Consider the following 23,696-nt stretch of genomic DNA (forward strand, 5'->3'; position numbering starts at 1 on the left):
ACCGCGTACGAGGGAAGGAGGATGCGGTGAGTGTGTGTGATGTGCCGGTGATCTCGGCAGTGTGCGACACCGTCGGCCAAGGCGCCGCGCAGTTGATCGCGGCCCCGTTCGACTGGCTCGCCCAGGCGATGGGCGGGGCGGCGGCGTGGCTGTTTGAGGCGGTCTGGGCGGTGTTCGACACCACCACCCTCGTCGACGTCACAGACGAAGGCTATGTCGGGGTCTACAACATCCTGTTCGGGGTGGCGGTGTTCGTGGTGCTGATCTTCTTCTGCCTGCAACTGATCACCGGCCTTATCCACCGCGACCCCACCGCCCTCACCCGCGCCGCTCTCGGAGCGGCGAAGAGCATTCTCGGCTCGTTCGTCGCTATCGGCCTCACCGGGCTGTTGTTGGAGATCACGGATCAGCTCGCGGTCGGGATCGTGCAGGCGACGGGGAACACGATGGAATCCATCGGCGACCGGATCACCCTGCTCGCGGCGGGGTTCGCGGGGATCAACATCGCCGCTCCCGGTGTCGGGGCGATCGTCACGATCTTCCTCGCCGGCCTTGCCATCAGCGCGGCTGCGATCGTGTGGTTCTCCCTCCTGATCCGCAAAGCCCTCCTGCTCGTCGCGATCGTGTTCGCACCCATCGCTCTCGCTGGGTTCTCGTGGGATGCGACCAAGGGCTGGTTCGGGAAGTGGGCGACGTTCGTGATCGCGCTGATCTTGTCGAAGCTCGTGCTCGTGGTGATCTTCCTCGTCGCGATCACCCAAGTGAGTGCTCCGATCGAGCTGGATCTCGCGTCGATCAGCGACCCCATCGCCGGGGTCGTGCTGATGTTCATCGCCGCGTTCGCCCCGTACATGACGTACAAGTTCGTCACGTTCATCGGATTCGATATGTACCACTCGATGAGCGCGGAACAAGAAGCCAAGTCCGCGCTCAACCGTCCCGTCCCTGTGCCGTCAGCGCCGAAGACGGACGGGGCGAAGAAGGTGCTCGATGGCGCCGGCGACACACCTACCGGAGGCGGCGGCAGTGCGGGACCCTCCGCCGGTGGGGCTACGCCAACTGCGTCCAGTGCGGCACCCGCCGCGACCGGCGGTGCGGCTGCTTCCGGGAGCGTCGGAGCCGGCGCGAGCGGCGCAGGAGCCGGGGCGGGCGCGGCCGCCGCCGGGCCCGCGGCAGCTGTCGTCGTCGGGGCCCAGGTGGTGGGTGCGGCGGCGACCGCGGGCCCGAAACTCGGCGGCAAGGTCGGCGGTGCCGCAGAGGGTCACGCGGCAGGGGCCGGTGAACCCGCGCAACCCGCACCGCCACCGCCCGCACCGAGCCACACCCCGACCGCACCACCGGCGCGACCGACGCCCTCGACGCCTCCGCCCGCGCCCTCATCGAAGCCGACTGCCAGGACGGAGTGACCGATGTCGACTCAGCAGAACACGAGCAGTGCGGGGTTTGGGTTGCGGGCGGTGCAGTTCTCCCGCCTCACCCGCCGCGGCATCCTCCTCGGCCTCTCCCTCCCGCAACTCCTCGTCCTCGCCGTCGGCGTGCTTTCCATCGTCGGCGCCCTCTATGCCGGGGGCGGGATGCTGCTGGCCTGGACCGCACCCATCTGGCTGCTCTGTGCAGCCCTCGCATGGACACCCATCGGCGGCAGGAAGCTCATCGAGTGGGTGCCCGTCACCTTCCAGTGGGTGGCCCGCACGCAGGCACGGCAGACGGTGTTCCAGCGGCGGGTCGTGAAGCCCCGTCCTGCGGGCACGCTCGCTCTTCCCGGTGATGCGGCGTCGCTGCGGGAGTGGGAGGACCCGGAGACGGGTGCGGCGATGATCCACGACCCCCACGCCCAGACCCTCACCGCGATCGTCGGCATCTCACATCCCGCGTTCGTGCTCCTCGACCCCGGCGAACAGGAACGCCGCGTCGCCACCTGGGGCCGCGTGCTCGCCACCACCTGCCGGTCCGGTCGGATCGCCCGCCTTCAAGTGTGCGAACGCACCCTCCCCGATGGAGGTTCCGGACTGATCGAGTGGTGGCAACGCCACGGCACTGACGACGGGTCTTGGACCTCCACCGTGTACCGCGAGCTCATCGACCGTGCCGGACCCGCCGGGGAACGCCACGCCACCAACATCAGCGTCGCCCTCGACCTCAAAGCTGCCGCCCGCCAGGTCCGCACCAACGGCGGCGGCATCAAGGGAGCCGCCGCCGTTCTACGACAGGAGATGACCACCCTCGTGACGGCGCTGCGGGCGGCGGAGCTCACGATCACCGGGTGGCTCACCCCCGCACAGGTCGCAGTGATCCTCCGATCCGCTTACGACCCCGCCACGGCCGCGATCCTCGAACGGAACACCGACATCGGCCGCACGCTTGCCACCGCGGGCCCGGTCGCGGTCACCGAATCTTGGGATCGCCTGCGGTCGGATTCCGCGCACCATGCCGTGCTGTGGGTGTCGGAGTGGCCGAGGTCGCAGGTGTATCCAGGGTTCCTCGCACCCGTGCTGCTGTCCTCCGGGATACAGCGGGCGCTTTCGCTGATCTGTACGCCGATCCGGTCGGATCAGGCGGCCAGGGATATCAGGAAGAAGAAGACCGAGCTGATCTCGGATGCCGCGCAGCGGCAGAAGATGGGGCAAATCGAAGACGCCTCCCAAACCGCCGAATACGGCGACGTACTCCAACAAGAAGCCGACCTCACCGCCGGCCACGGAGTCCTCCGCTACACCGGCCTCATCAGCATCAGCGCGTCCACTTCGGAAGAACTCGATACCGCGGTCGCGGCGATCGAGCAGGCCGCGATCCAAGCATCCTGCGAGACCCGGCGTCTCGTTGGGCAGCAAGCGCAAGCCTTCACCGTCGCAGCGTTGCCGCTGTGCCGCACCGTCTGAACGACAGGAGCCCGTCATGCCGACCTTCCAGAACCCGACCACGGACGCCGCGGAAGCGTCCGAAGCGCTCCGTGGGCTCGCGCACGCCTCCCGCGTGTTCGAGGACCCCACTGACACCTACACGGTGCTCGGTGATCTCCTTGCCGGGGTGCGCTCCCTCCGGCAAGTCCTCGACCAGCTCGCCACCACCCACGAGACGAACCGGGTGCGCGCGCACGACGACGCCGGGGATCAGACCGCCGGCGCAACCTACGCGCTCGCCGCGACCGCCGAGCTACAGCAGGCGGCGGCGTTGCTGGATGGCGTGCATCAGCGAGTGGATGCGGCGGTGGCTGATTCAGGACGGATCGCCTGGCACCCCGCGGCTCGAGAACCAGGCCCGGTGTCGCGGTGGGTGAGCGTGGTATTCCTGCAAGGGCAGGAAGCCGACGAAGTGCTGACGATCATCGACCGCGACGGCACTGACGCGGCGATCGAGCACCTGTCCGGGTTCGACCTGGGCGAGGAGACCACGCAGGCCGCGCTCGTCAACGGACACGTCTACAACACCATCCCCACCGGCCCCCTCGACCACACCACCACCGCAGGCGTCTACACCCTGACGTACAACCACGACCACGGGCACGTGTCCCTGCTCCGAGCCCACACGGAAACACGAGAGCCGGATGCTGAGGCTCCGTCTGCGCGGACGACGCCGACCCGTCCACGGGCGCGGCGCCAAGCGGCGGTGGACGAGGAGGAAGACGACTGGTTCGCGCAGTCACAGTCCTCATCCGCGTTGCGGGGGCGGGCACTGTGAGCGATCGCCAGAAGCTCCATACCGCGGCGTTGGTCGAACCGGCCGGTGAACGCCGCAAGCAGCGAAAGGCACGTAAGCACGCCGCCGCGAAGATCGAAACCAGCGCCCGTCGCACCGAGCAGTCGGCGGAGCGTGAACGGCTGGCGGCGGAGCGTGCGGAACGCCGTAACACCACCTACCTCCCCGCCGCCGGCGAACCAGGGGCAGCGGCGCTGCGGACGCCGGGGCGGTTCCGGTTGCCGCGACATCAGGACACCTCGGCGACGCTCGCGGGCGTATACCCGTTCCTCGCCGAAGGCGGCCTCGGCGCCGACGGCGTATTCATTGGCCAAGACCTCTACTCCGGCGGCTCCTTCGTCTACGACCCCTGGACCCTCTACGCCCGCGGCCTCATCACCGCACCCAACATCGTCCTCGCCGGGATCGTCGGCTCCGGCAAGTCCTCACTCGCCAAGTCCCTCTACACCCGGTCGATCCCGTTCGGACGCCGCGTGTACGTGCCCGGCGACCCGAAGGGCGAACATACCGCGGTCGCGGAGGCGGTCGGCGGGCGGGCGATCGTGCTCGGGCATGGGCTCCGCAACCGGCTCAACCCCCTCGATGAAGGCCACCGCACATCCGGGGTGAGCGATGCGGAATGGGCGGCGCAAGTCGCGTCCCGCCGCCGGGAACTCATCGGCGCGCTCGCAGAGACCGTCCTGGATCGGGTGCTGTCGCCGTTGGAGCACACCGCGATCGACCTCGCCCTCCAAGACACCGTCCGCACCGCTGACGTGCCAATCCTGCCGATGGTCGTCGACCGTATCCTCGCCCCTGACCCCGCGACCGACACCGACGGGAGGCTGGCAGAGGACGGCCGGCTCGTCGGCCACGCCCTCCGACGCCTCGTTGCCGGTGATCTTGCGGGGCTGTTCGATGGGCCATCGACGGTCAGGTTTGACCCGTCGCTGCCGATGGTGAGCTTGGACTTGTCGCGGGTGGCGGAGAACAGCACGTTGATCTCCGTGCTGATGACCTGCTCATCGGCGTGGATGGAGTCAGCACTGATGGACCCAAATGGCGGGCACCGGTGGGTGATCTACGACGAAGCCTGGCGACTCATGGCCTACCCCGCCCTCCTACGCCGCATGGACGCGCAATGGCGACTCGCACGGCATTACGGCATCGCGAACATGCTGATCTTCCACAAACTCACCGACCTCGACAACGTCGGCGACTCCGGGTCCGCGATGCGCGCCCTCGCGAACAGCCTGTTGGCGAATGCGGAGACTAGGATCATCTACCGGCAAGAACCCGACCAACTCGGAGCCACCGCCGCCGCCCTCGGTCTCACCGGCACCGAACAGAAACTCCTCCCAGGACTCGGCACCGGGCAAGGACTCTGGCGGATCAAGGAACGCTCCTTCGTCGTCCAGCACCAACTCCACCCGGCTGAGCTCGCCGCGTTCGACACCACAGCAAGGATGAAGGGCTAAACGCTTACGTTCGGGATTTCTGAACCCTGATTCCGCGTGATTCCGCCGATCTCGGCTGATCGGTGGGGTGTTGTGAGGGCGCAAGTTCCCGCACCTACTTGGGCACTCGCGGTGACTGTTTTGGCGTGCTGGTTCGTACCTATCCTTCGATTGATTCGCCATAAACGAGGGAGCAGCACTGATGGACACGATCAACGATCTGGCAGCAGATGAGCGCACCGCGAGGATCATCCTCGCCATCGCGTCCGAACCAGGAGATGCGGTGGCGGGGAGGATGATCCGCACCGTCGGCGCATCCGAAACGGTCGCCCGTGTCCTCGCCGATGAAGTCCCACCCGGGTCGGACGGTGACACCTGGCAGCGACGCTTCGCACCACACCTCGACGCCACACAAATCCAACGGGTGCTTGCTGACACGGAGCGGCAGGGGATGCGGGTGCTGATCCCCGGCGATGCGCAGTGGCCGGCCGGGGTCGACGCGCTTGGGGACGGTGCACCGGTGGCGTTGTGGGCGAAAGGTGACATCGGGCTGCTGAGCCGGCCGGTGTGGGATCGCCTCACCGTCACCGGAGCCAGGGCCTCCACCGCTTACGGGGAGCACGCCACGACGGAGTTGGTGCAGTCGGCGGTCGCCGACTCCCGTGTGGTGTTTTCTGGTGGGGCGTATGGGATCGATGGTGCCGCACACCGTGCCGCACTCGCCTCGGACGGTGCCACGGTCGCGGTGCTCGCAGGCGGTCTGGATCGGCTGTATCCGGCAGGGCACACTGATCTGCTGACTCGTGTCGGTCAGGAGGGTTTGTTGTTGTCGGAGTTGCCGCCGGGGGCTGCGCCGACGAAGTGGCGGTTCCTGCAACGAGGCAGGCTTCTTGCCGCGCTCTCCGGGACCGTCCTCATCGCGGAAGCCGGGTACCGTTCCAGCACCCTCCATATCGCAGCCCGCGCCGCAGAGCTTGGCCGCCCGGTCGGTGCGATCCCTGGGCCGGTCACGAGCGCCACGTCCGCGGGGTGTCATCGGTTGCTGCGTGATGGCCTCGCCGCGGTGGTGACTGGGTATGACGATGTGCGGGAGTTGCTGCATGGGGTTCGTGACCGGGCTCACCGTGCCGTGCGGGAGCGTGCAGGCCTCGAGTCCGACCCGCTCGATGCTGGGCCGTCGGCGCAGGGTCGTGATTTGCGGGGGCCGGTGTTGTGAGGCTGGTGGTGCACCTGGTGTGAAGGCGGCCGGCTCTGGTCGCTGATGGACAACACCAGGAGGTTTCTCGTGTCAGGATCACTCGCCCACATCACGCAGCCGGAGGCTGCGCCACCCAGAACGGGAGTGCGTCGCTGGTTGTCAGCGCTGCTCGCGCTCCTGGTCATCGCGGGTTCGTTCGCGCTTGGCCCCCAGGCTGCCCATGCGGGCAGTGAAGGGGTCGGGTACTGGTCAGATGGTGCGTTCCTCGGCGCGTACAACACGGATGTGGACGGCCGGCAGGCGTACTGCGCGGACCTGGACGCGGACCCGCCCTACGGCAACACGTCGGGGCCGGAGCGGATCACCGCGTTGGATTCGCTGTCGCGGCAGCAGCTTGCCGAGTTGAACTATGTGATGGACCGGTGGGGGCAGTCGGGCGACCCGAACGTCACCGCCGCTGTCGCACTGCATGTGTGGTCGGTGGCAAGTGCCGGCTCATACAACTCGCACGGTATGTCCGGGGACGACTACTACGTTGCCCGAGCCCCCGCGTCGGAGCGGGGCACGATCCTCGCGAACCTCGCCGCGATGCGGCAGGAGGCCGCAGCAAACGCGGTCACCGACCCGTCACTGTCGCTATCGCTGGAGATGTCAGATCAATACACGGGCACACTCACCGTCGCCACCCACCCCGCAGGGCTCACTGGGGCTGCGATCTTGTCGGATGCGGTCTTCGCTGACGGTTCCTCCTCGCGCACGATCGGCTCCGGAGCGCACCCGATCACCGGCACCCCCGCAGACGGTGTCCCGTCCTACCGGGTTGGCGCGTCGATGAGTATCGATGCGGCCGGGTATGGTGCGGCGCTTGATCTTTACACGACTCCTGGGAAGCAGCGTCTGATCGCTGCCGTCGCGGGGTCATCGACGGGGTTGTCGGCGTCGGCGGAGTCGCCGGTGATCGAACTTGATTTTCAGCCGGAGATCACCACCCAGGTCGCCTCTCGCTACGTCGCGGAGGGTGATGCGTTCGTGGATGGGCTCACGGTGTCGGTGTCGAAGGGCACCTGGATTCACCTGGACGGGAACCCGATTGAGGTGACCGCGACCGGCACCCTGTATGGGCCGTTCGATGAGCAGCCCACAGAGGCCAACACTCCACCTGCCGGAGCACCCGTGACGGGGACCGAAAGCGTGACGTTGACGGGTGCGGGGTCGTATACGTCGCCGGGCACGATCGTTGCGCCGGAGTCGGGGTTCTACACGTGGGTGTGGAGCATCGACAAGACCGCGCACGGTGAGACCGCGAAGTACCTCACCGACTCGTTCACCGACCGCTTCGGCCAAGTCGCCGAGACGTCGGTGGTGCCGTTCCAGCCCGAAGCTGTTTCGGAAGCGGATCAGCGTCTCGCCGTCCCCGGCGATGCACTTACGGACTCGATCACGGTGTCGAGCAGCAATGGTGCGTGGTTGAAGAAGGACGGTGATTTCATTCCGGTGGTGTTCGAGGGCACCGCCTACCAGGTGCCCGGCACCTTGCCACCGGCGCAGCACACCGGCATCGACCCGAACGCGGTGCCGCTCGGCGCCGTCACGGTCACCGCCGACGGCCCCGGCGTCTACACGTCCCCACAGGTGGTCGCGCCGACGGGTGGGTTTGTGACCTGGGTGTGGGAGGTGAAGAAGTCGTCGCAGCCGGAGTGGGTGCGCGACTACCTCGCGAACGACTGGGCCGACGAGTACGGGATCACGGTGGAGACGACGTCGGTGCGGTGGCCGGTCACGGTGACCTCGCTGTTGCGGGAGTACAACGTGCATCCCGGTGGACGCGCCTTCGATGTGATCACCGTCACGGGGTTCCCGGCGAACCACGGCGATTTCACCGGCGACGGCTACTGGAACGCCGACGTCGATGAGCTGAATCACACCGTCTACGGCCCCTTCGCGTCAGATACGGAACTCACCGACGATCTCGACCTCACCAGCGCACCGGTGCTGGCGGAGCTGATGACCCCGGCACGGAATGGGGTGTACAAGCTCGGGTACACGGATGAGGACAAGATCGTGCCGACCGAGCCCGGCTTCTACGTCCTCGTCACGACGTTCGTCGGCGATGACCGGGTGCAGCCGTATGCGTCGTCTCCGGCGGATGTACTGGAACGCTTCTACGTCCCACCCACCGGCACCGACGTCCCCGTGTCGGTGGTGACGCAGGCGACACCGGAAGCGTTCGTCGGTGAACCGTTCTCGGATACCGCGCTCGTGCAGGGCACGAAGATTCCTGACGGCGCCTATCTGGTGTTCCGCGCCTACGGACCCCACCCGGCAGACGCCGGAGCCGTGTGCGAGGCACCGTTCTACGAGAGCGAGGAGATCCCCGTCACTCAGGCCGGTGTCTACCGTTCCGGCACCACCACCGTCGATACCCCGGGGAACGTTTACTGGGTCGAATCCTTCTACAACGCCGACGGCGAGGTGATCGCCGAGGGTGTGTGTGGGGCGCCGGGTGAGACGACGGTGGTGAAGGAGCAGCCGGAGGAGCTGATCGTGAAGACGAACGCCGTGGCGACGGTGCAGCTGGGTGATCCGGCGCATGATGTCGCGACCGTCACCGGCACCGTCCCCGACGGGGCACGCCTGCTGTTCGAGGCATACCGGCAGGACGGCGACACCGCGAGCTGCACCCCGGAAGAACTCGTCTTCACCTCCACCGTGATCGAGCTGGATGGTCCGGGTGAGTATCGCTCCGACGAGGTGACCTTCGAGACGGTCGGTACTTACTACTGGGTGGAGACCGTCACCGATCAGGACGGCACGATCCTGCACCGTGGGGTCTGCGGCGCACCGGATGAGACCACCACCGTCACCGACACTCCGGAGGAGCCGGCGAAGCCGGGCACTCCGGGTGAGCTTGCGCACACCGGCGGCGGTGACTGGTGGCCGCTCGGTCTCGCTGGTGGGCTGATCGCTGCGGCGACTGGTGGGGTGCTGCTGTTCGGGCGTCGCCTCGCGATCGCCCGCGACCGCGCCGGATACGTCCGTGACGAGGACCTGTCGTTCGAGGAGTTCAAGGCCCAGTCCGAGGGAGCAAAGGAGGACTAACCACAGACTGCCGACCCACCGGCACCCCCAATACTGCGGGTCGGCACGGGAGGGCACGAACCACCCCCAGGTTCGTGCCCTCCCACCTGCGTTCCGGGGGCGGTGCGGGTGCACCTGCCTGGCGACACCCCTGCACTCCACGGAGAGGAACCCTGTGACGCCGAAGCCCCGCTACCGCCGCACCCACCCCGACCACCAACCCCCGAAAACCGTGAAGCCACCGAAGTCTGAGCCCGGTGGACCGGTCGTCGTGCCGGTGGTGGAGTTCACCATCACCACTGATGGTGCGATGACGGTCACAGTGGACGGGGTGGCGTACATGCCGGAGCCGTTCGCTCCGGGGTGGCGGCGCGAAGCGTTCCCGACCATCCTCGACGCCCTCACCGCCCAGCATCGGTCGCCGCTGCGGGTGCAGGTACACGAGGTCGACGGGTCAACGTTCACCGACATCATCACCCCACCCCGCGAACGCCCCACCCCGAAACCCTGGGAGGCTCCAGCACCTGTGGCTGTGGTGTCGCCTCCGGTGCGGGCCGCGCAGCCGGTGTTGCATCAGGTGGCAGGGGCGGGGTTCGTTCCGGGTGAGGATGTCGCCGTCGCGATCATCCACGCCCACACCGACGCCAGCAGCGACGGCACCGCCCGCACCCTCCTCACCGCAGAACAAGCAGCGCTTGCGATGACGGGCGAAGTGATCCTCCTCGGCCGCATCTCCGGCACCCTCACCATCGGCAGAATCCAATGACCACCCCGCGGCAAGGTGGGGCGCTTGGGGACGAGCTGGCGAACCTCGGCATCATCGCACTCATCGCCGCCGCCGTCCTCGCCGTCATCCTCCGCGTCGCGGGCGCCATCACCGCCTGGGTCACCGGGGCCGCGCAGCCGACGGGCGGGGTCGAAGCCGGCCTCGGCGTCATCCTGCACCCCGCAGACCCCGGCCGTGCGCTTGGCGCCGACGGGCTGAGCCCGGTGGCTTATTGGATCGTCTGCGGCATTCTCATCGTCGCGGTCGGGAGTGCGGGGTGGTGGGTGTGGCGGTTCTTCCGTGAACAGTCGCGGCAGACGAAGGTCGACCCGTACCGGATCGTCGGGATCGCCACCCGCACCGATGTCACCACTGCGGCATCGGAGAAGGCGCTGCTGCGACGCGCCGGGCAACTCAGGCCCTCTATCGAGCAGCCTGCGGTCACTGATGTCGGCTACCTCCTCGGCGCATCACGGAGCGTGAATGTGTGGGCGAGCGTGGAGGACTCGATCCTGCTGATCGGGCCGCCACGCTCCGGGAAGGGCCTGCATGTGGTCATCAACGCGATCCTCGACGCCCCCGGCGCAGTCGTCACGACCTCCACCCGCCCCGACAACCTCACCGCCACCTTGAAAGCACGAAGTGCGGAAGGGCGGCCGGTGGCGGTGTTCGATCCGCAGCACCTCGCCGAAGGCATCCCCGCAGGCTTAAGGTGGTCACCGATCCGAGGATGCGAGGACCCGCTGACAGCGATGATCCGTGCCACCGGCCTCGCCGCCGGCACCGGCCTCTCCGCTGGCGGTGTCGAAGGTGGAGACTTCTGGGAAGGGAAAACCCGAACCGCCCTCCAAGCCCTTCTCCACGCCGCAGCCCTCGACCAGCGTGCGCCTGCCGAGCTGTTCCGGTGGACCCTCGACCCTGCCGCAGCGTCCGATGCGGTCGCGATCCTCACCGGACATCCGAAAGCCGCAACGGGGTGGGCGGATTCGCTGCAGGCGATGATCGACGCAGACCCCCGAACCCGCGACTCCATCTGGCAAGGCGTCTCCCTCTCCCTTGCTGCCCTCGCAGACCCCCGCGTCCTCGATGCTGTGAGTCCCAGCCCGGAGGAGCGGTTCGATCCGGAGGAGTTTCTGCGTAAGCGCGGCACCGTGTATCTGCTCGCGACCGGTGCGGGGGCGAACAACAGTGCCGCACTGGTGTCAGCGTTCGTGGAAGACCTCGTCGAAGCCGCCCGCCGTCTCGCCGCCCGATCACCCGCAGTCCGCCTCGACCCACCGCTGCTGCTCGCGCTGGATGAGATCGGAAACCTCGCCCCGCTGCCATCGCTGCCGACGTTGATGGCAGAAGGCGGCGGTACGGGGATCACGACGATGCCGGTGCTGCAATCGCTCGCGCAGGCGCGGGAGAAGTGGTCGGATAACGCGGCCGGCGCGATCTGGGACGCCAGCATTGTGAAGATCATCCTCGGTGGCGCATCCAACTCCCGTGACCTTCAAGACCTCACCACATTGATCGGTGAACGCGACGAGATCACCGACTCCACCACCATCGGTGACCACGGCTCCCGCACCGCACAACGCTCCATCCGCCGGGTATCGATCATGCCGCCCGACGTGATCCGCACCCTCCCATTCGGCACCGGCCTCATCCTGCTACGCGCCGCACCACCAATCGTTGCGAAACTGCGTGCTTGGACTGGTCGGCGTGACAGTGATGTTCTCCGCGCTCAGCGGGCAGCCGTTGAAGAGTCTCTGCGTCAGCGCCCGTAACCGGGTCAACCGCAGGGGTACTTGGCGCACCTCTCCGATAAGGCGGCCATGGCGGTCGCCCCTTCTGAGAGGAGCACGTCGATGAGTATCGATACGCAGCAGTCCATTTCTGGGTTCATCGCTACGCAGCCTCGACTGACGGTCGGGGAAAACGGAGTTTCGAGGTTGCACGCACGCATCGGGATTGAGCATTCGCGGCAGGAATCCGATGGTTCATTCACCCAGCTGGAGCCGACCTTCCATGACCTCGCGATCTTCCGAAAGACCGCAGAAGAGGCAGCTTCACGGTTCCGCAAAGGCGACCGTTTCATCGCCTCTGGTCGCGTCCATGAATACACGTATGAGAAGGACGGGCAGCAAGTTGCCGCAGAGGAGTTCATTGCTTCTCGTATCGGCCACGATCTTGCTCGCACCCGATACGAAGTGGATCGCACACCTCGACGCAGCAGCGTCGACCAGGATGCGCCATCGCACCATGGTCCCAGTCGAGACCCGGTCGCAGGGGCTCACGCCAGTGGCCCGGGCCGGGCAAGCATCTGACAGCGGCGCCGATCATGGACGAGAACACCGCTGAAGACCAGGACACGGTTGACGAAGAGATCGAGTTCGATGGTGACTTTGAAGGACCATTGTTGGTTGAGCCTCCGCATCCGATCAACTGGAACTTGCTTGGCCCGGAAGACCTCGAAGCCGAATGGCTTGAGCTCAACCGCTGGGTGCACTGGCTACGCCGCACCTACGGACTCCCAGCAGCGGTGATCCCGCCGTTCTGGCACCATCACACGGAGTTGTTGTGGGAGCTTTCCGCTCTGCATATGCACTGGCTCTGTTGCTACGACTCGGAGAAGAGCGGATCAGCACCGCTGGCCTGGCACCGCGACTTCGCCGATGCACGGGTTCGTCTTCGCGACTGGGTAGCCACCAACGGCACTCGTCTCGATCGTGACCGCCCCACGCGGCAGACTGCTTGGCCGGGCGAGACGCCCGCTCCGCAGGTCGAAGATGTCGTCATCGATAACCGTGAGCAGGAGTTCATCGAGTTCGTGCTCGCCGAGGTCGAAAAACGGCGGGAGGAAGAGGATCAGTTCTACCGTTCTCTCGATCCGACCACAGGCGAGATCTCATGAACGAGGCAACAGAGTCACCCGTTCAGTCGCCGTTGCTGCACAGCCGTGATGTCGCCACCTATCTGAAGGTGTCGGAATCAACATTGTCCAGGTGGCGGTCAGCGGGTACGGGGCCGCCGTTCATCCGCATGAGCGGAATCGCCCGCTACCGGATCGAAGCGGTGGAGGCGTGGCTTACTGAACTGGAACGCGAACATGCCGCGGAAAGGTGAGCCGCTTCCGAAGGCCGACCCGAAGCCGGTACCGCCGATCGGTGTGAAAGTCTCCACCGATATGGAGCGCCGCTCGTATGGCATCCGGGCGCGAGCAAGGTGGACGGACCCGATCACCAAACGCCGCGTGATCCGCTCCGAAATTGTCGCCGATGAAGCGGCAGCTCACTCGTTCTTCGATCAACTGCGTAACTCGTCCGTCAAGGGCATGGACACCGCCATGACGTTGACGGAGTTCGTCACGTCAATCGGCGACCGTTGGGCGCGAGGCCTCGACCCGACCTCCACCGGCGAGACGTACGGGTTCGGTCTCAAGCTGCGGGTGCTGCCTGCGCTTGGGCATCTCCCGGTGACGCAGGTCACCGCGGGGATCATCGATCGGACCATTGATGAGTGGGAGCAGCGGTACGGGGCCTCAACGATCAAGAACTCCATTGCTCCCCTTGTGAGGGTGCTCGATGAGGCAGTGCGAGATGGTCTGCTGACGATCAACCCTGCGAAGAATCGTGCGAAGCGAAGCTTGAACCGCAACGCGTTCCGCACCCTGTCTGCCGAGCAAGCATCACCGCGGGCGCACGCGATCCCGGATATGAAGACGTTGAACAAGCTCGCGAAAGCGTGCGGGAAGGTCGACCAGTCCTACAGCGACTTCGTGATGCTCGCCGCACTCCTCGCGGCACGATCATCGGAAGTGTCGGGGCTGCAGGTTGGGGATGTCAGGTTTGAGAAGAACCTCGTCGTCATTGCACGCCAAATCTTCCCCGGCAAGGGTGGACTCATCACGAAGCCCACCAAGAGCCGCAAAGAACGACGCGTGCCGATCTTAGAGCCACTCCGTCCCGTACTCGAACGACTTACTGAAGGGAAGAAACCCGAGGCGCAGCTCTTGGTCGGGCCGAAGGGTGGGGTGCTGACGACGGCGACCGTGCGGGATGCGACGAACTGGGACAAGATCGTCGCAACCCTCGGCCTGCCTGATCTCACCCGCCACGGGCTCCGCCACACGGGCGCGACATGGATGGCCGACGCCGGGGTCCCGCTGCACGTGCTTCAAGAGATTCTGGGGCACGCCTCGATGGAAACCACGCGCGGGTATCTCCACCCCGATAATCGGCATCTGGCCTCCGCCGCAGAGCAAGCGAACGCGTTCCTCTCGCCATCGGGGCAGAAGCGCCAGAACGCCCGCAGCGGGTCGCCGACACGACGCCTGTGAGGGGCCGAAACAATGCCCGGAGTGGTTCTGGTCCCCTTTTGGTCCCCTTATCCTCAGGTCAGCCGATTTCGAACCAAGCTTCGACCCCCAAGCGCCAACGCGGAATCGGCCAGGGGGACCAGAGGGGGACCAACAAAAACCCGCCAGACAAACGATGAAGCCCTGATGAAACTTACGTCTCATCAGGGCTTTTCTGTCGGGCTGACAGGATTTGAACCTGCGACCCCCTGACCCCCAGTCAGGTGCGCTACCAAGCTGCGCCACAGCCCGTGGCATCAATTTTCAGTTATTTTGGGCTGTCCGGGCGGGGTAAACCCCTTAACCCCCAGTCAAGTGCGCTACCAAGCTGCGCCACAACCCGTTGTTTCTGGCTTCAACGCCAGGCAACCACTCCATGCTAGCGGTAAATTCGTGTGCTGCCGAACTGGCGCGGAGGTAGGTCGGTGTGGTGTCGCGTTTTCCTGGGATTAGCGCGGATGCAGCAAGCTGTCAGCATGCTGTCGGCTGAATGTCGGTGGTCGCACCTATGCTGATCCCATGGCTGGCCACCGAATTTACAAACTCGCATTTTCAGACCTTTACCCGAACTACACGGCGAAGGCTGAGCGCAAGGGGCGCTCAAAAGAAGAAGTTGACCAGATTATTTGTTGGTTGACTGGCTACACGCAGCCTGAATTGAACGAATTGATTGTTCCGGGTAATCCGGTCAATCTTGAGCAGTTTTTTGGTGAAGCTCCAAAGCCAAATCTGGCCCGTGCACAAATCACCGGTGTTGTTTGCGGTGTCAGAATCGAAGAGATCGAAGATCCGTTGATGCGCGAGATTCGTTATCTAGACAAACTCATTGACGAACTCGCTAAGGGCCGCCCAATGGAAAAGATACTGCGGGTAGCTGTTTAAGAAAGGCGTGAGCGCTTAGGCCTGCGTTCACGCTTTGTGATCTGAGGTGTCACCGCGACTATTTGCTGGTCGCTGCCTCATCTTCAAGAGTGATCTGCGTGCGCAGTTCGCTTTCGAGTGTGACCATTGCTGAGTTGCAGCGGTCGATTTGCTCGTTTAGAAGTACGAACTCGTTGCCGGTTACAGCCGCGCCCGCTTCGCTGCGAGCGTCTTCGGCATCCAGGGCGGCGTCACGTACGCGTTCAAGCTGGAGAGCGAACTCTGCAACGTGTCGCATTACGAAGGTGTTGTCACCACTCGACGCCAGAAACTGTGCCCAGGTGCCGAGCGCTTCAGAGAGCAAGGCTCGTTCTCGAAGCACCCTCTCACGTAAAACATGCAGGTCCTTTGATAAATCAATAGAGCTTTCATCGAGATTTGGGAGTTTTCGCGGCACGATCAGGCCACGGGAGATTTCGCTCTGCTCGTCATCAGCAATCGAGTTCAGAAACTCAACGAGTGCGAGACGGTTCACCGGAGCCCACCGTCTCGCCGCGGCTCGTGCGACGAGACGATCAAGCACGGTCACCGTAAGAAGGAAACTCACAAGACCACCGGCAAGACCTGACACCACAGCGAGATCAGCCCAGATGCCCGTGGTGATATCAAGCCAAAGAATGAGGCCGATAACGACGAACGCGGCAACGCCTACGAGAATATTTTTGAGTCGCGAACGCGCTATTTCCTGGTCCAACGTTCTCCGATGTTCGGGGCCTAAAAAATTGGCGCAGTCGCCTGAATTCTCACCATAGCCAGTAACCAGAGACACTGCCACACTCCGCAGCAGAGGTTCCGCAAGCTATTGACGACACTTGTCGGGTGGAGGATGCTGGGATCACACGAGAGGTGGGCCAATGCAGGAATACACATTCGTCAGTATCGCGATGACACGTCGTCGCGACGGGGCAGAGTACGCAAGTGACTATCGAGAGGTCATCGCCAAGCACGCAAAGCTTGGCTGGGAATTTGTGCAGGCGATCCCACTCGAACATCTCGCGGAGCCGCGTCTTGATCTCGTGTTCACGCGTAGGTTGAAAGAAAAGGTGAAGAAATGAAACATCCGCTCCGCCTCTTGCAGGCGTTCACGCTGTTTTCGGCCGGCCTCTACGGCCTATTCGTATTCATGGGAAATCTCATGGACTACGACTCCAACTATCAATTTGTGAAGCACGTTCTGTCAATGGACACCACCTTCGAGGGCAACGCCCTCATGTGGCGCGCAATCACGGAGCCGTGGATGTGGACCGCGGGCTACATCGGCATCATTCTTGCCGAGGGCGTTTTCACCGCGCTCGGCTTGATCGGCGGTATCAAGCTGTTCCTGCGCCGAAACGCAGACGCCGCGACCTTTAATAAGGCAAAGAGCTGGGGCTACGGAGCTTACGGCATGGGCTTCGTGATCTGGTTTATCGGGTTCATCGTGATCGGCTCCGAGTGGTTCGCCATGTGGCAATCAAGCACCTGGAACGGTAAAGACACCGCGATGCCACTCGCGATTCTGTGGGCCGGTTTTGCGGTGCTTCTTGCAATGAGCGATCCGGTCACCGAAAATAACGAATCGAACTAGGCGAGCAGGGTCAGCCCCGGGCGAGCAGCGCAGGGAACACGTGCTCCGTGTTCAACGGGGCCATGTCTTCACGCTGTTCGCTCGGGTGCACCCACTCGAGTTGCTCAATCTCAGCCTGAACCTCAACGCCGGCAACGAATGGGTGCTCGAAAACGTTGGCGACGACGTCAAAACCCGCTTCGTTCGCGGCGGCTGCACGAAACTCGCCAAGCTCAGTAAGTAGCGATGGATCAAGCTCGATGCCGAGCTCCTCTGAGATTTCGCGCGCAGCAGTCTCGGCTGCGTTCTCACCGAGTTCCGGCTTTCCACCGGGCAACATGAGGGTGGTGGTGCCGCGCTTACGCACATTGAGCACGCGGCCGTCTGCATCTCGCATCACTACTGCGCTGACTCGAATTTCCCCGTTTGCGTGCGTGCTCATTGCTCCAGCCTAAGGCTTCTGCCCTCCCGGAAACTGCGCATGGCTGGTACCTCGGCAAACTACTACGCTGAGCACATGAACTCCGCAGCAGTTACGCCAATCGTCGGTCCTCTTGTCACTCTTCGTGAGGTCACTCAGAGTGACCGCGATCCGCTACTTGCGGTATTGCTTGAACCCGAGGTTTCGAAATGGTGGGTCGGCTATACGGCTGAGCGCGTTGAGAAAGAATTTGTTGGCAACACAGAAGCGCGAGTAATCGAGGTTGAGGGCAACTGCGTCGGCGCCATGTTTGTGCTGCGCGGTGAGGATGCAGAATATCCCACTACGGTTATGCATCTTTTTCTTGCCACCGGTTTCCGGGGCCGCAGAATCGGCGAAGAGGCTCTAGCGCTGGCGATCCGCGAAGAATTTGCTGCGGGAATTACTCGAGTAACGCTCGACCCGAATATTCACAACGACGGTGCAATTCGTAGTTACGAGCGGCTCGGTTTTCAAAAGATCGGCGTGCTTCGTGACTACCAGGTTCGACCCGGGGGCCACCTTGAGGACGCGCTTTTTATGGACCTCACCCGCAGCGATTTTCCAGAGGGCCCGGCGCTGCCCCCGCGTTAATAAACGGGCCCTTGACCAGTCGTAACTGGTCAAGGGCCCGTTCTCAACGACTTGAGCGTTGGTGAACTTACTCGCCGTGTGCGCCGTGGCTGCCCGAGCGAGGCGCTGAATCGCCAGTTTCGCGCGCTGCGAGCAGATCACGAATCTCGATCAGCAGATCGGTTTCGCTCGCTGCTGCCTCAGCCTCTTCAGCTTCAGATGGCTTGTGTCCGTGCTTGCGCACGTACATTGCTTCATTGAACTTGTTCATTGGCATCACAATCGCGAAGTAGACAACCGCTGCCACCAGCAGGAAGTTGATGATTGCGCCCATGACGGCACCAATGCCGAGCGATACTGGGCCGATTTGCAGTACGGCCTTGTTAATTTCGTCGGCGTTGAACAGTGCAGCGATCACAGGGTTGAAGATCCCGTCGACCAGCGAATTCACGATCGAAGTGAACGCGGCGCCGATGATCACGGCGACTGCCAGCTCGACAACATTGCCGCGCATGATGAAATCTCTGAATCCCTTCACGGGCTCTCCTTTCTCCTGGCCGTCGCGTGTCACGAAAGCTCTGAAACAACTGTAGCGGCAACTTAAAAGTCAACTGTCTGGCCCACCGGACAGTGGGTTGCTCAAGCTCATTGAACAGCCCCACCGCGCACGGTGAAATGGGGGTACAGCTCGCGCAGAGGTCACCACACAGAGCAGTTGAACAGGGTGACCGCGGCGCCAGCAGGCATGACGCAGCAAGATGAAAGGCATCACCATGGCACTCCCGGGAGCACGCCCCGTCCGCGCCCCACGCGGCACCGAGATCAGCGCAAAGAGCTGGCAGACCGAGGCTCCGCTTCGTATGCTCATGAACAACCTTGACCCAGAGGTTGCCGAGCGACCAGACGACCTCGTCGTCTACGGTGGCACCGGCCGCGCAGCACGCAGCTGGGGAGCATTCGACGCAATTGTCGACACCCTGCGCGACCTCGAAGAAGACGAGACGCTGCTGGTGCAGTCGGGCAAGCCAGTCGGCGTATTCCGCACCAATAAGTGGGCACCCCGAGTGCTGCTGGCAAACTCGAACCTTGTCGGCGACTGGGCAACCTGGCCAGAGTTCCGCAAGCTCGAGGCAGAAGGCCTGATGATGTACGGCCAGATGACCGCAGGTTCATGGATTTACATCGGCACCCAGGGCATTCTCCAGGGCACCTACGAAACCTTCGCCGCTGCCGGTCGCAAGCTACAAGGCCAGGGCCGCATCGCCACCGTCGAGGGTAAAGGCTCGCTCGCAGGCACCATCACCCTGACCGGTGGTTGCGGCGGCATGGGTGGCGCGCAGCCACTCGCCGTCACCCTGAACGATGGCGCCTGCCTGATCGTCGACGTTGACCGCACTCGCCTTGAGCGCCGAGTTGGCAAGCGCTACCTCGACGAGGTAGTCGACGACATCGACGAAGCTCTCGCGAAGGTGCAGCAGGCTCGCGATGAGAACCGCGGCTGGTCGGTCGGTCTCGTTGGCAACGCGGCAGAGGTCTTCCCAGAGATTCTGCGCCGTCACCAGGCTGGTGAAATCAAGATCGATCTCGTCACCGATCAGACTTCGGCACACGATCCGCTGTCATACCTGCCAATTGGTTACCGGGTCGAGGATCGCCTTGCCCGTGCCGAGGCCGACCCTGAGGGCTTCACCCGCGACGCGCAGGCAGCCATGGCTGCACACGTCAAGGCAATGGTCGAATTCCAGGACGCCGGCGCCGAGGTCTTTGACTACGGCAACTCGATCCGTGACGAAGCACGCAAGGGCGGCTACGACCGCGCATTCGAGTTCCCAGGCTTCGTGCCTGCCTATATCCGTCCACTCTTCTGCGAGGGTCTCGGACCGTTCCGTTGGGCGGCACTCTCGGGCGACCCAGAAGACATTCGTGTTACCGACGAAGCGCTCAAGGAGCTCTTCCCAGAGAACACCCACCTACATCACTGGCTCGACGCCGCGGCAGAGCGTGTCGAATTCGAGGGTCTGCCAGCTCGCATTTGCTGGCTTGGCTACGGCGAGCGTCACCAGGCAGGCCTGCTCTTCAACAAGCTTGTTGCAGAGGGCAAGGTTAAAGCACCGATCGTAATTGGCCGAGATCATCTTGACTCGGGCTCGGTAGCATCGCCATACCGTGAGACCGAAGCCATGGCTGACGGTTCAGACGCGATCGCCGACTGGCCACTGCTGAACGCCCTCACCGCAACCTCATCTGGCGCGACCTGGGTTTCGATCCACCACGGTGGAGGAGTGGGCATTGGCCGTTCGATCCACACCGGCCAGGTATCGGTTGCCGACGGTACCGAACTCGCGGCAGAGAAGCTCAGCCGTCTGCTCACGAACGATCCAGGCATGGGCGTGATCCGTCACGTTGATGCTGGCTACGAGCGTGCGGCCGAGGTCGCTGTAGAGCGTGGAGTGCGTGTGCCGATGGAACCAACCACGCTGAATACTGATCGCGCCTGGTAGGCAATCGAGCCTTGTCGCGGAAGTGGGTTTCCTGTTTCATGCGCGACGTTGCGGATTCCGAGTATGCAAAATCGCATACTCGGAATCCGCAAAAAGCGCCAAAACCGCGAAACGCTTCCCGCGACGGTGGCCGCCAAAACAGGAAGCTCGCTCCCGCGCAGCCCACAGCCAAACCACTCGCTGATCCCCGCAACCGAACTCATGCAAAGGTAATGACATGACCCGCACGCTTCTGATTGAGAACATTGCTGAGCTGACCACTAACGACGAGACGCTCGGCGAGGGCCTCGGTGGCCGTATCGCCGACGCGGCCGTGATCGTCGAAGGTGAAAACATTGCCTGGGTTGGGCCGACTCACGAGGCTCCGGCGGCCGACGAGCGATTTGATGCGGCTGGCAGAGCGCTGCTGCCGGGTTGGGTCGACTCGCATACTCACATGGTGTTCGCGGGGGATCGCACGGCCGAGTTCGAAGCACGTATGGCGGGCGAATCGTACGCTGCCGGTGGCATCAATGTGACGGTGAACGCGACTCGTGCGGCAAGTGACGAGGCGCTCGCCGCAAACCTCGAACGACTCATCAACGAGGGTCGTCGCGGCGGCACCACGACTTTTGAAACCAAAACAGGCTACGGTCTGAGCGTCGAAGATGAGGTGCGCAGCGCGCGCATCGCTGGTGCGAGCGCAGACGCGGTCACCTTCCTTGGTGCTCACTTGGTTCCGGCCGGTGCCGATCCAGCGCAATACCTCGATCTGGTAGTTGGGCCAATGCTTGACGCGGTTGCGCCGCTTGTCACCGCTGTCGATGTGTTTTGCGAAACCGGCGCTTTTGACGGCGAAGCTTCGGCGCGAGTTCTTGAGGCGGCGGCTGCGAAGGGGCTCGCTACTCGGGTGCACGGTAACCAGCTTGGGCACGGTCCGGGTGCGCAGCTGGCTGTGAAGCACGGATCGCTGAGCGTTGACCACCTCGCGTTTTTGAGTGATGAAGACGTTGAAGCGCTCGCTGGGTCTTGGACAGATTGGCGAGGTGGTGCTGGCGAGCGAGGTACCGTCGCGACTGTGCTGCCGGCCTGTGACCTCTCAACACGTATGCCGCTTGCGCCAGCAAAACGACTCGTCGAGGCCGGTGCCATGCTGGCGATTGCTTCGAATTGCAACCCGGGCACCTCGTACACCAACTCAATGGGTTTCGCCGTGGCGACCGCTGTGCTGCAGATGCAGCTCACTGTGCAGCAGGCGGTGCGTGCGGCGACGCTCGGCGGCGCGATTGCGCTTGGCATGCATGAAGACGGATGGGTCGATCCGCGCGGTGTATCGCATAAGCGGATCGGTGTGGTCGCGCCGGGAGCACGCGCAGATCTGCAACTGCTTGATGCGCCATCGGTCACGCACCTCGCGTACCGCCCAGGTATGCCACTTACTTCCGCGGTGTGGCATGCCGGCCAGCGCGAAATTTAGCCCCGTTATTTCGATCGAGAAGACACGCGGAACGAGTGCCGATGGGGCATCGCCCGCGATAAACAACCAGACTTGGTTTGGGTGATTTGCCCTCACCATGCTGCAAACCCGTGGCGTGACGACGCGCCACAACAATACAAAGGAGAGCAGATGGCAACGTCGCCCAGCACACCCCCCAATGCCGGTGGTAGCCCCACCGTGCATGCTGGTGACTTTGAAACAGCGACCGCAACGAACCCAGACAATGGTTTGAAGCGTGGCCTCACGGCCCGCCATATTCGTTTTATGGCGCTTGGTTCGGCAATCGGCACGGGCCTGTTTATGGGCTCGTCTGGCGCGATCCAAACCGCTGGCCCAGCCGTGCTGATCGCCTACATTATTGGCGGCGCGGCCGTCTTCATGGTGATGCGTGCGCTCGGCGAAATGGTGGTGCGGCACCCGGTGTCGGGCTCATTCGGCCAGTATGCCTCGCGCTATATTCACCCTTTTGCCGGCTTTTTGGTTGGCTGGAGCTTCGCCTTCGAGATGTTCTTGGTGGCAGTGTTTGATGCCACCGCCATCGGCCTGTACATGCGCTTCTGGTTCCCAGATGTCTCGCAGTGGGTGTGGGTGCTCGCAGTGGTTTTCTTTATTGCCGCGATTAACCTCATCGGCGTAAAAGTCTTTGGTGAGCTTGAATTCTGGTTTGCTCTGATTAAGATCGTCGCAATCATTGCGCTGATCGTCGCGGGTGTCGCCGTGATCCTTTTCGGTTTCGGCATCGCAGGCCATGACCAGATGGGCCCACAAAACCTTGTTGAGCATGGTGGGTTTATGCCGAATGGTTTGTGGGGGCTCATCGCCTCATTCACCATCGTGATGTTTGCGTTCGGCGGCATTGAGATCATTGGCGTCACCGCGGGTGAGGCGCAGAACCCGAAGAAGGTGCTGCCGAAGGCGATCAACTCGGTTCCGCTGCGTATCCTGCTCTTCTATGTACTCACGCTCGGCGTGATCATGTGCATCCAGCCTTGGAACGAGATTACGGGTGAGACCAGTCCTTTCGTGTCGATCTTTGAGTCCATCGGTTTCCAAGCGGCTGCCGCGGTCTTCAACGTGATTCTGGTGACGGCAGCCCTTTCGGCCATGAACGCTGACATTTTCGGTGCTGGCCGTATGCTGCACGGCCTCGCCGAGCAGGGTCAGGCCCCACGATCATTCACTAAGACCACTCGCAACGGCGTGCCGATCATGACTGTCGCAACAATGATCGTTGGCCTGTTGATCGGTGTTGTATTGAATTTCTTCTACCCGGATCAGGTGCTCTTTTTGCTTGGTGCACTCGCGACCTTCGCGACGGTTCTGGTGTGGTTGGTTATTCTGATTGCGCATATTCGTATGAAGCGAGAGATTGCTCGCGAAAAGCGTCTACCAAGCGAATTCCCGGTTCCGTTCTGGCCGGTGGCGTCGTGGCTCACCGTTGGATTTATTGTCTTTGTGATCGTGATGGTGGGCGTCGTGCCCGCGTCTCGGCCAGCGCTTTGGGTCGGCCTGATCTGGGTGGCGCTGCTGACTGTTTGTTACTTCGTTTTCGTGAAGGGCGACGGGCGAAAGCCGTATCAGCTGGTTGATGAGACTGCGCCGATTTCGGTGGTGGAGCTCGAAGAGAAATAGCCCTCTCAGCTCAAGCCAGTAACTGGTGGCCCGTTTGCCGAATTGCTCGGCAGGCGGGCCACGCTCTTTT

At 63.6% G+C, this 23,696-nt stretch carries 22 protein-coding genes and 1 tRNA gene; 19 read left to right on the top strand and 4 right to left on the bottom strand.

Features of this window, described 5'->3' with window-relative positions:
* The first annotated feature begins 26 nt into the window (after positions 1–26).
* The 12 genes from QBL02_RS11345 to QBL02_RS11400 all read left to right on the top strand — a co-directional run bounded on the left by QBL02_RS11345 (position 27) and on the right by QBL02_RS11400 (position 14,498).
* Positions 27–1,406, top strand: coding sequence for a conjugal transfer protein TrbL (locus tag QBL02_RS11345; protein ID WP_282726528.1), 1,380 nt, complete (start codon positions 27–29; stop codon positions 1,404–1,406).
* A gap of 3 nt (positions 1,407–1,409) precedes the next feature.
* On the top strand, positions 1,410–2,879 hold the full coding sequence (locus QBL02_RS11350) for an SCO6880 family protein (protein ID WP_282726529.1): 1,470 nt from the start codon (positions 1,410–1,412) through the stop codon (positions 2,877–2,879).
* 16 nt (positions 2,880–2,895) lie between these two features.
* Positions 2,896–3,678 (top strand): hypothetical protein, encoded by a 783-nt coding sequence (locus QBL02_RS11355; RefSeq protein ID WP_282726530.1) that lies wholly within the window; start codon positions 2,896–2,898, stop codon positions 3,676–3,678.
* A complete protein-coding gene (locus tag QBL02_RS11360; RefSeq protein ID WP_114320125.1) occupies positions 3,675–5,153 on the top strand; it encodes an ATP-binding protein in 1,479 nt (492 codons plus the stop codon). Before QBL02_RS11355 ends, QBL02_RS11360 begins: the two co-directional genes overlap by 4 nt.
* Positions 5,154–5,556: 403 nt before the next feature.
* On the top strand, positions 5,557–6,348 hold the full coding sequence (locus QBL02_RS11365; RefSeq protein ID WP_282726531.1) for a DNA-processing protein DprA: 792 nt from the start codon (positions 5,557–5,559) through the stop codon (positions 6,346–6,348).
* Positions 6,349–6,417: 69 nt separating this feature from the next.
* On the top strand, positions 6,418–9,429 hold the full coding sequence (locus QBL02_RS11370; RefSeq protein WP_282726532.1) for a hypothetical protein: 3,012 nt from the start codon (positions 6,418–6,420) through the stop codon (positions 9,427–9,429).
* 154 nt (positions 9,430–9,583) lie between these two features.
* Positions 9,584–10,174 carry a hypothetical protein gene (locus QBL02_RS11375; RefSeq protein WP_282726533.1) on the top strand — a complete coding sequence of 197 codons (591 nt, stop codon included), beginning with the start codon at positions 9,584–9,586 and terminating at the stop codon, positions 10,172–10,174.
* Positions 10,171–11,946, top strand: coding sequence for a type IV secretory system conjugative DNA transfer family protein (locus tag QBL02_RS11380; protein WP_282726534.1), 1,776 nt, complete (start codon positions 10,171–10,173; stop codon positions 11,944–11,946). The genes QBL02_RS11375 and QBL02_RS11380 overlap by 4 nt, the downstream gene beginning before the upstream one ends.
* 81 nt (positions 11,947–12,027) lie before the next feature.
* Positions 12,028–12,486, top strand: a complete 459-nt coding sequence (locus QBL02_RS11385) for a single-stranded DNA-binding protein (protein ID WP_282726535.1) — start codon at positions 12,028–12,030, stop codon at positions 12,484–12,486.
* A gap of 14 nt (positions 12,487–12,500) precedes the next feature.
* Entirely contained in the window at positions 12,501–13,073 is a 573-nt protein-coding gene (locus tag QBL02_RS11390) for a hypothetical protein (protein WP_282726536.1), read from the top strand.
* Positions 13,070–13,285, top strand: a complete 216-nt coding sequence (locus QBL02_RS11395) for a helix-turn-helix domain-containing protein (protein WP_282726537.1) — start codon at positions 13,070–13,072, stop codon at positions 13,283–13,285. Before QBL02_RS11390 ends, QBL02_RS11395 begins: the two co-directional genes overlap by 4 nt.
* Entirely contained in the window at positions 13,269–14,498 is a 1,230-nt protein-coding gene (locus tag QBL02_RS11400; RefSeq protein ID WP_282726539.1) for a site-specific integrase, read from the top strand. The genes QBL02_RS11395 and QBL02_RS11400 overlap by 17 nt, the downstream gene beginning before the upstream one ends.
* 196 nt (positions 14,499–14,694) lie before the next feature.
* Here QBL02_RS11400 and QBL02_RS11405 read toward each other — a convergent pair.
* Positions 14,695–14,768, bottom strand: a tRNA-Pro gene (locus QBL02_RS11405).
* Between the two features lie 267 nt (positions 14,769–15,035).
* On the opposite strand from QBL02_RS11405, the gene QBL02_RS11410 reads away from it, so the two are divergent.
* Positions 15,036–15,398, top strand: coding sequence for a DUF2200 domain-containing protein (locus tag QBL02_RS11410; RefSeq protein WP_282726541.1), 363 nt, complete (start codon positions 15,036–15,038; stop codon positions 15,396–15,398).
* 58 nt (positions 15,399–15,456) lie between these two features.
* On the opposite strand, the gene QBL02_RS11415 is transcribed toward QBL02_RS11410, so the two are convergent.
* Entirely contained in the window at positions 15,457–16,131 is a 675-nt protein-coding gene (locus QBL02_RS11415; protein ID WP_282726542.1) for a hypothetical protein, read from the bottom strand.
* A gap of 160 nt (positions 16,132–16,291) precedes the next feature.
* On the opposite strand from QBL02_RS11415, the gene QBL02_RS11420 reads away from it, so the two are divergent.
* Both QBL02_RS11420 and QBL02_RS11425 read left to right on the top strand, forming a co-directional pair.
* The gene (locus QBL02_RS11420; RefSeq protein ID WP_282726543.1) at positions 16,292–16,492 is read left to right on the top strand and encodes a DUF4177 domain-containing protein; all 201 of its coding nucleotides are present in this window, start codon (positions 16,292–16,294) and stop codon (positions 16,490–16,492) included.
* A complete protein-coding gene (locus tag QBL02_RS11425) occupies positions 16,489–17,004 on the top strand; it encodes a DUF2165 domain-containing protein (RefSeq protein ID WP_282726544.1) in 516 nt (171 codons plus the stop codon). The genes QBL02_RS11420 and QBL02_RS11425 overlap by 4 nt, the downstream gene beginning before the upstream one ends.
* A 10-nt stretch (positions 17,005–17,014) precedes the next feature.
* Here the strand turns inward: QBL02_RS11425 and QBL02_RS11430 are convergent, their stop codons facing one another.
* Positions 17,015–17,425 carry an NUDIX domain-containing protein gene (locus tag QBL02_RS11430; RefSeq protein WP_282726545.1) on the bottom strand — a complete coding sequence of 137 codons (411 nt, stop codon included), beginning with the start codon at positions 17,423–17,425 and terminating at the stop codon, positions 17,015–17,017.
* A gap of 75 nt (positions 17,426–17,500) precedes the next feature.
* Here QBL02_RS11430 and QBL02_RS11435 point away from each other — a divergent pair, with 75 nt between their 5' ends.
* Positions 17,501–18,037: a GNAT family protein gene (locus QBL02_RS11435; RefSeq protein WP_282726546.1), complete on the top strand. Its 537-nt coding sequence runs from the start codon at positions 17,501–17,503 to the stop codon at positions 18,035–18,037.
* Positions 18,038–18,104: 67 nt separating this feature from the next.
* Here the strand turns inward: QBL02_RS11435 and mscL are convergent, their stop codons facing one another.
* The gene (gene mscL / locus QBL02_RS11440; protein ID WP_282726547.1) at positions 18,105–18,554 is read right to left on the bottom strand and encodes a large conductance mechanosensitive channel protein MscL; all 450 of its coding nucleotides are present in this window, start codon (positions 18,552–18,554) and stop codon (positions 18,105–18,107) included.
* A gap of 235 nt (positions 18,555–18,789) precedes the next feature.
* Between mscL and hutU the strand changes: the two genes are divergently transcribed.
* The 3 genes from hutU to QBL02_RS11455 all read left to right on the top strand — a co-directional run bounded on the left by hutU (position 18,790) and on the right by QBL02_RS11455 (position 23,626).
* Complete coding sequence (gene hutU, locus QBL02_RS11445) at positions 18,790–20,517, top strand: urocanate hydratase (protein ID WP_282726548.1); 1,728 nt, start codon at positions 18,790–18,792, stop codon at positions 20,515–20,517.
* Between the two features lie 217 nt (positions 20,518–20,734).
* Positions 20,735–21,973 (top strand): imidazolonepropionase, encoded by a 1,239-nt coding sequence (gene hutI, locus QBL02_RS11450; protein WP_282726549.1) that lies wholly within the window; start codon positions 20,735–20,737, stop codon positions 21,971–21,973.
* 285 nt (positions 21,974–22,258) lie between these two features.
* On the top strand, positions 22,259–23,626 hold the full coding sequence (locus tag QBL02_RS11455; protein WP_282726570.1) for an amino acid permease: 1,368 nt from the start codon (positions 22,259–22,261) through the stop codon (positions 23,624–23,626).
* Positions 23,627–23,696 lie beyond the last annotated feature (70 nt).

This window comes from Leucobacter sp. UT-8R-CII-1-4, assembly GCF_030010235.1.
Lineage (GTDB): Bacteria > Actinomycetota > Actinomycetes > Actinomycetales > Microbacteriaceae > Leucobacter.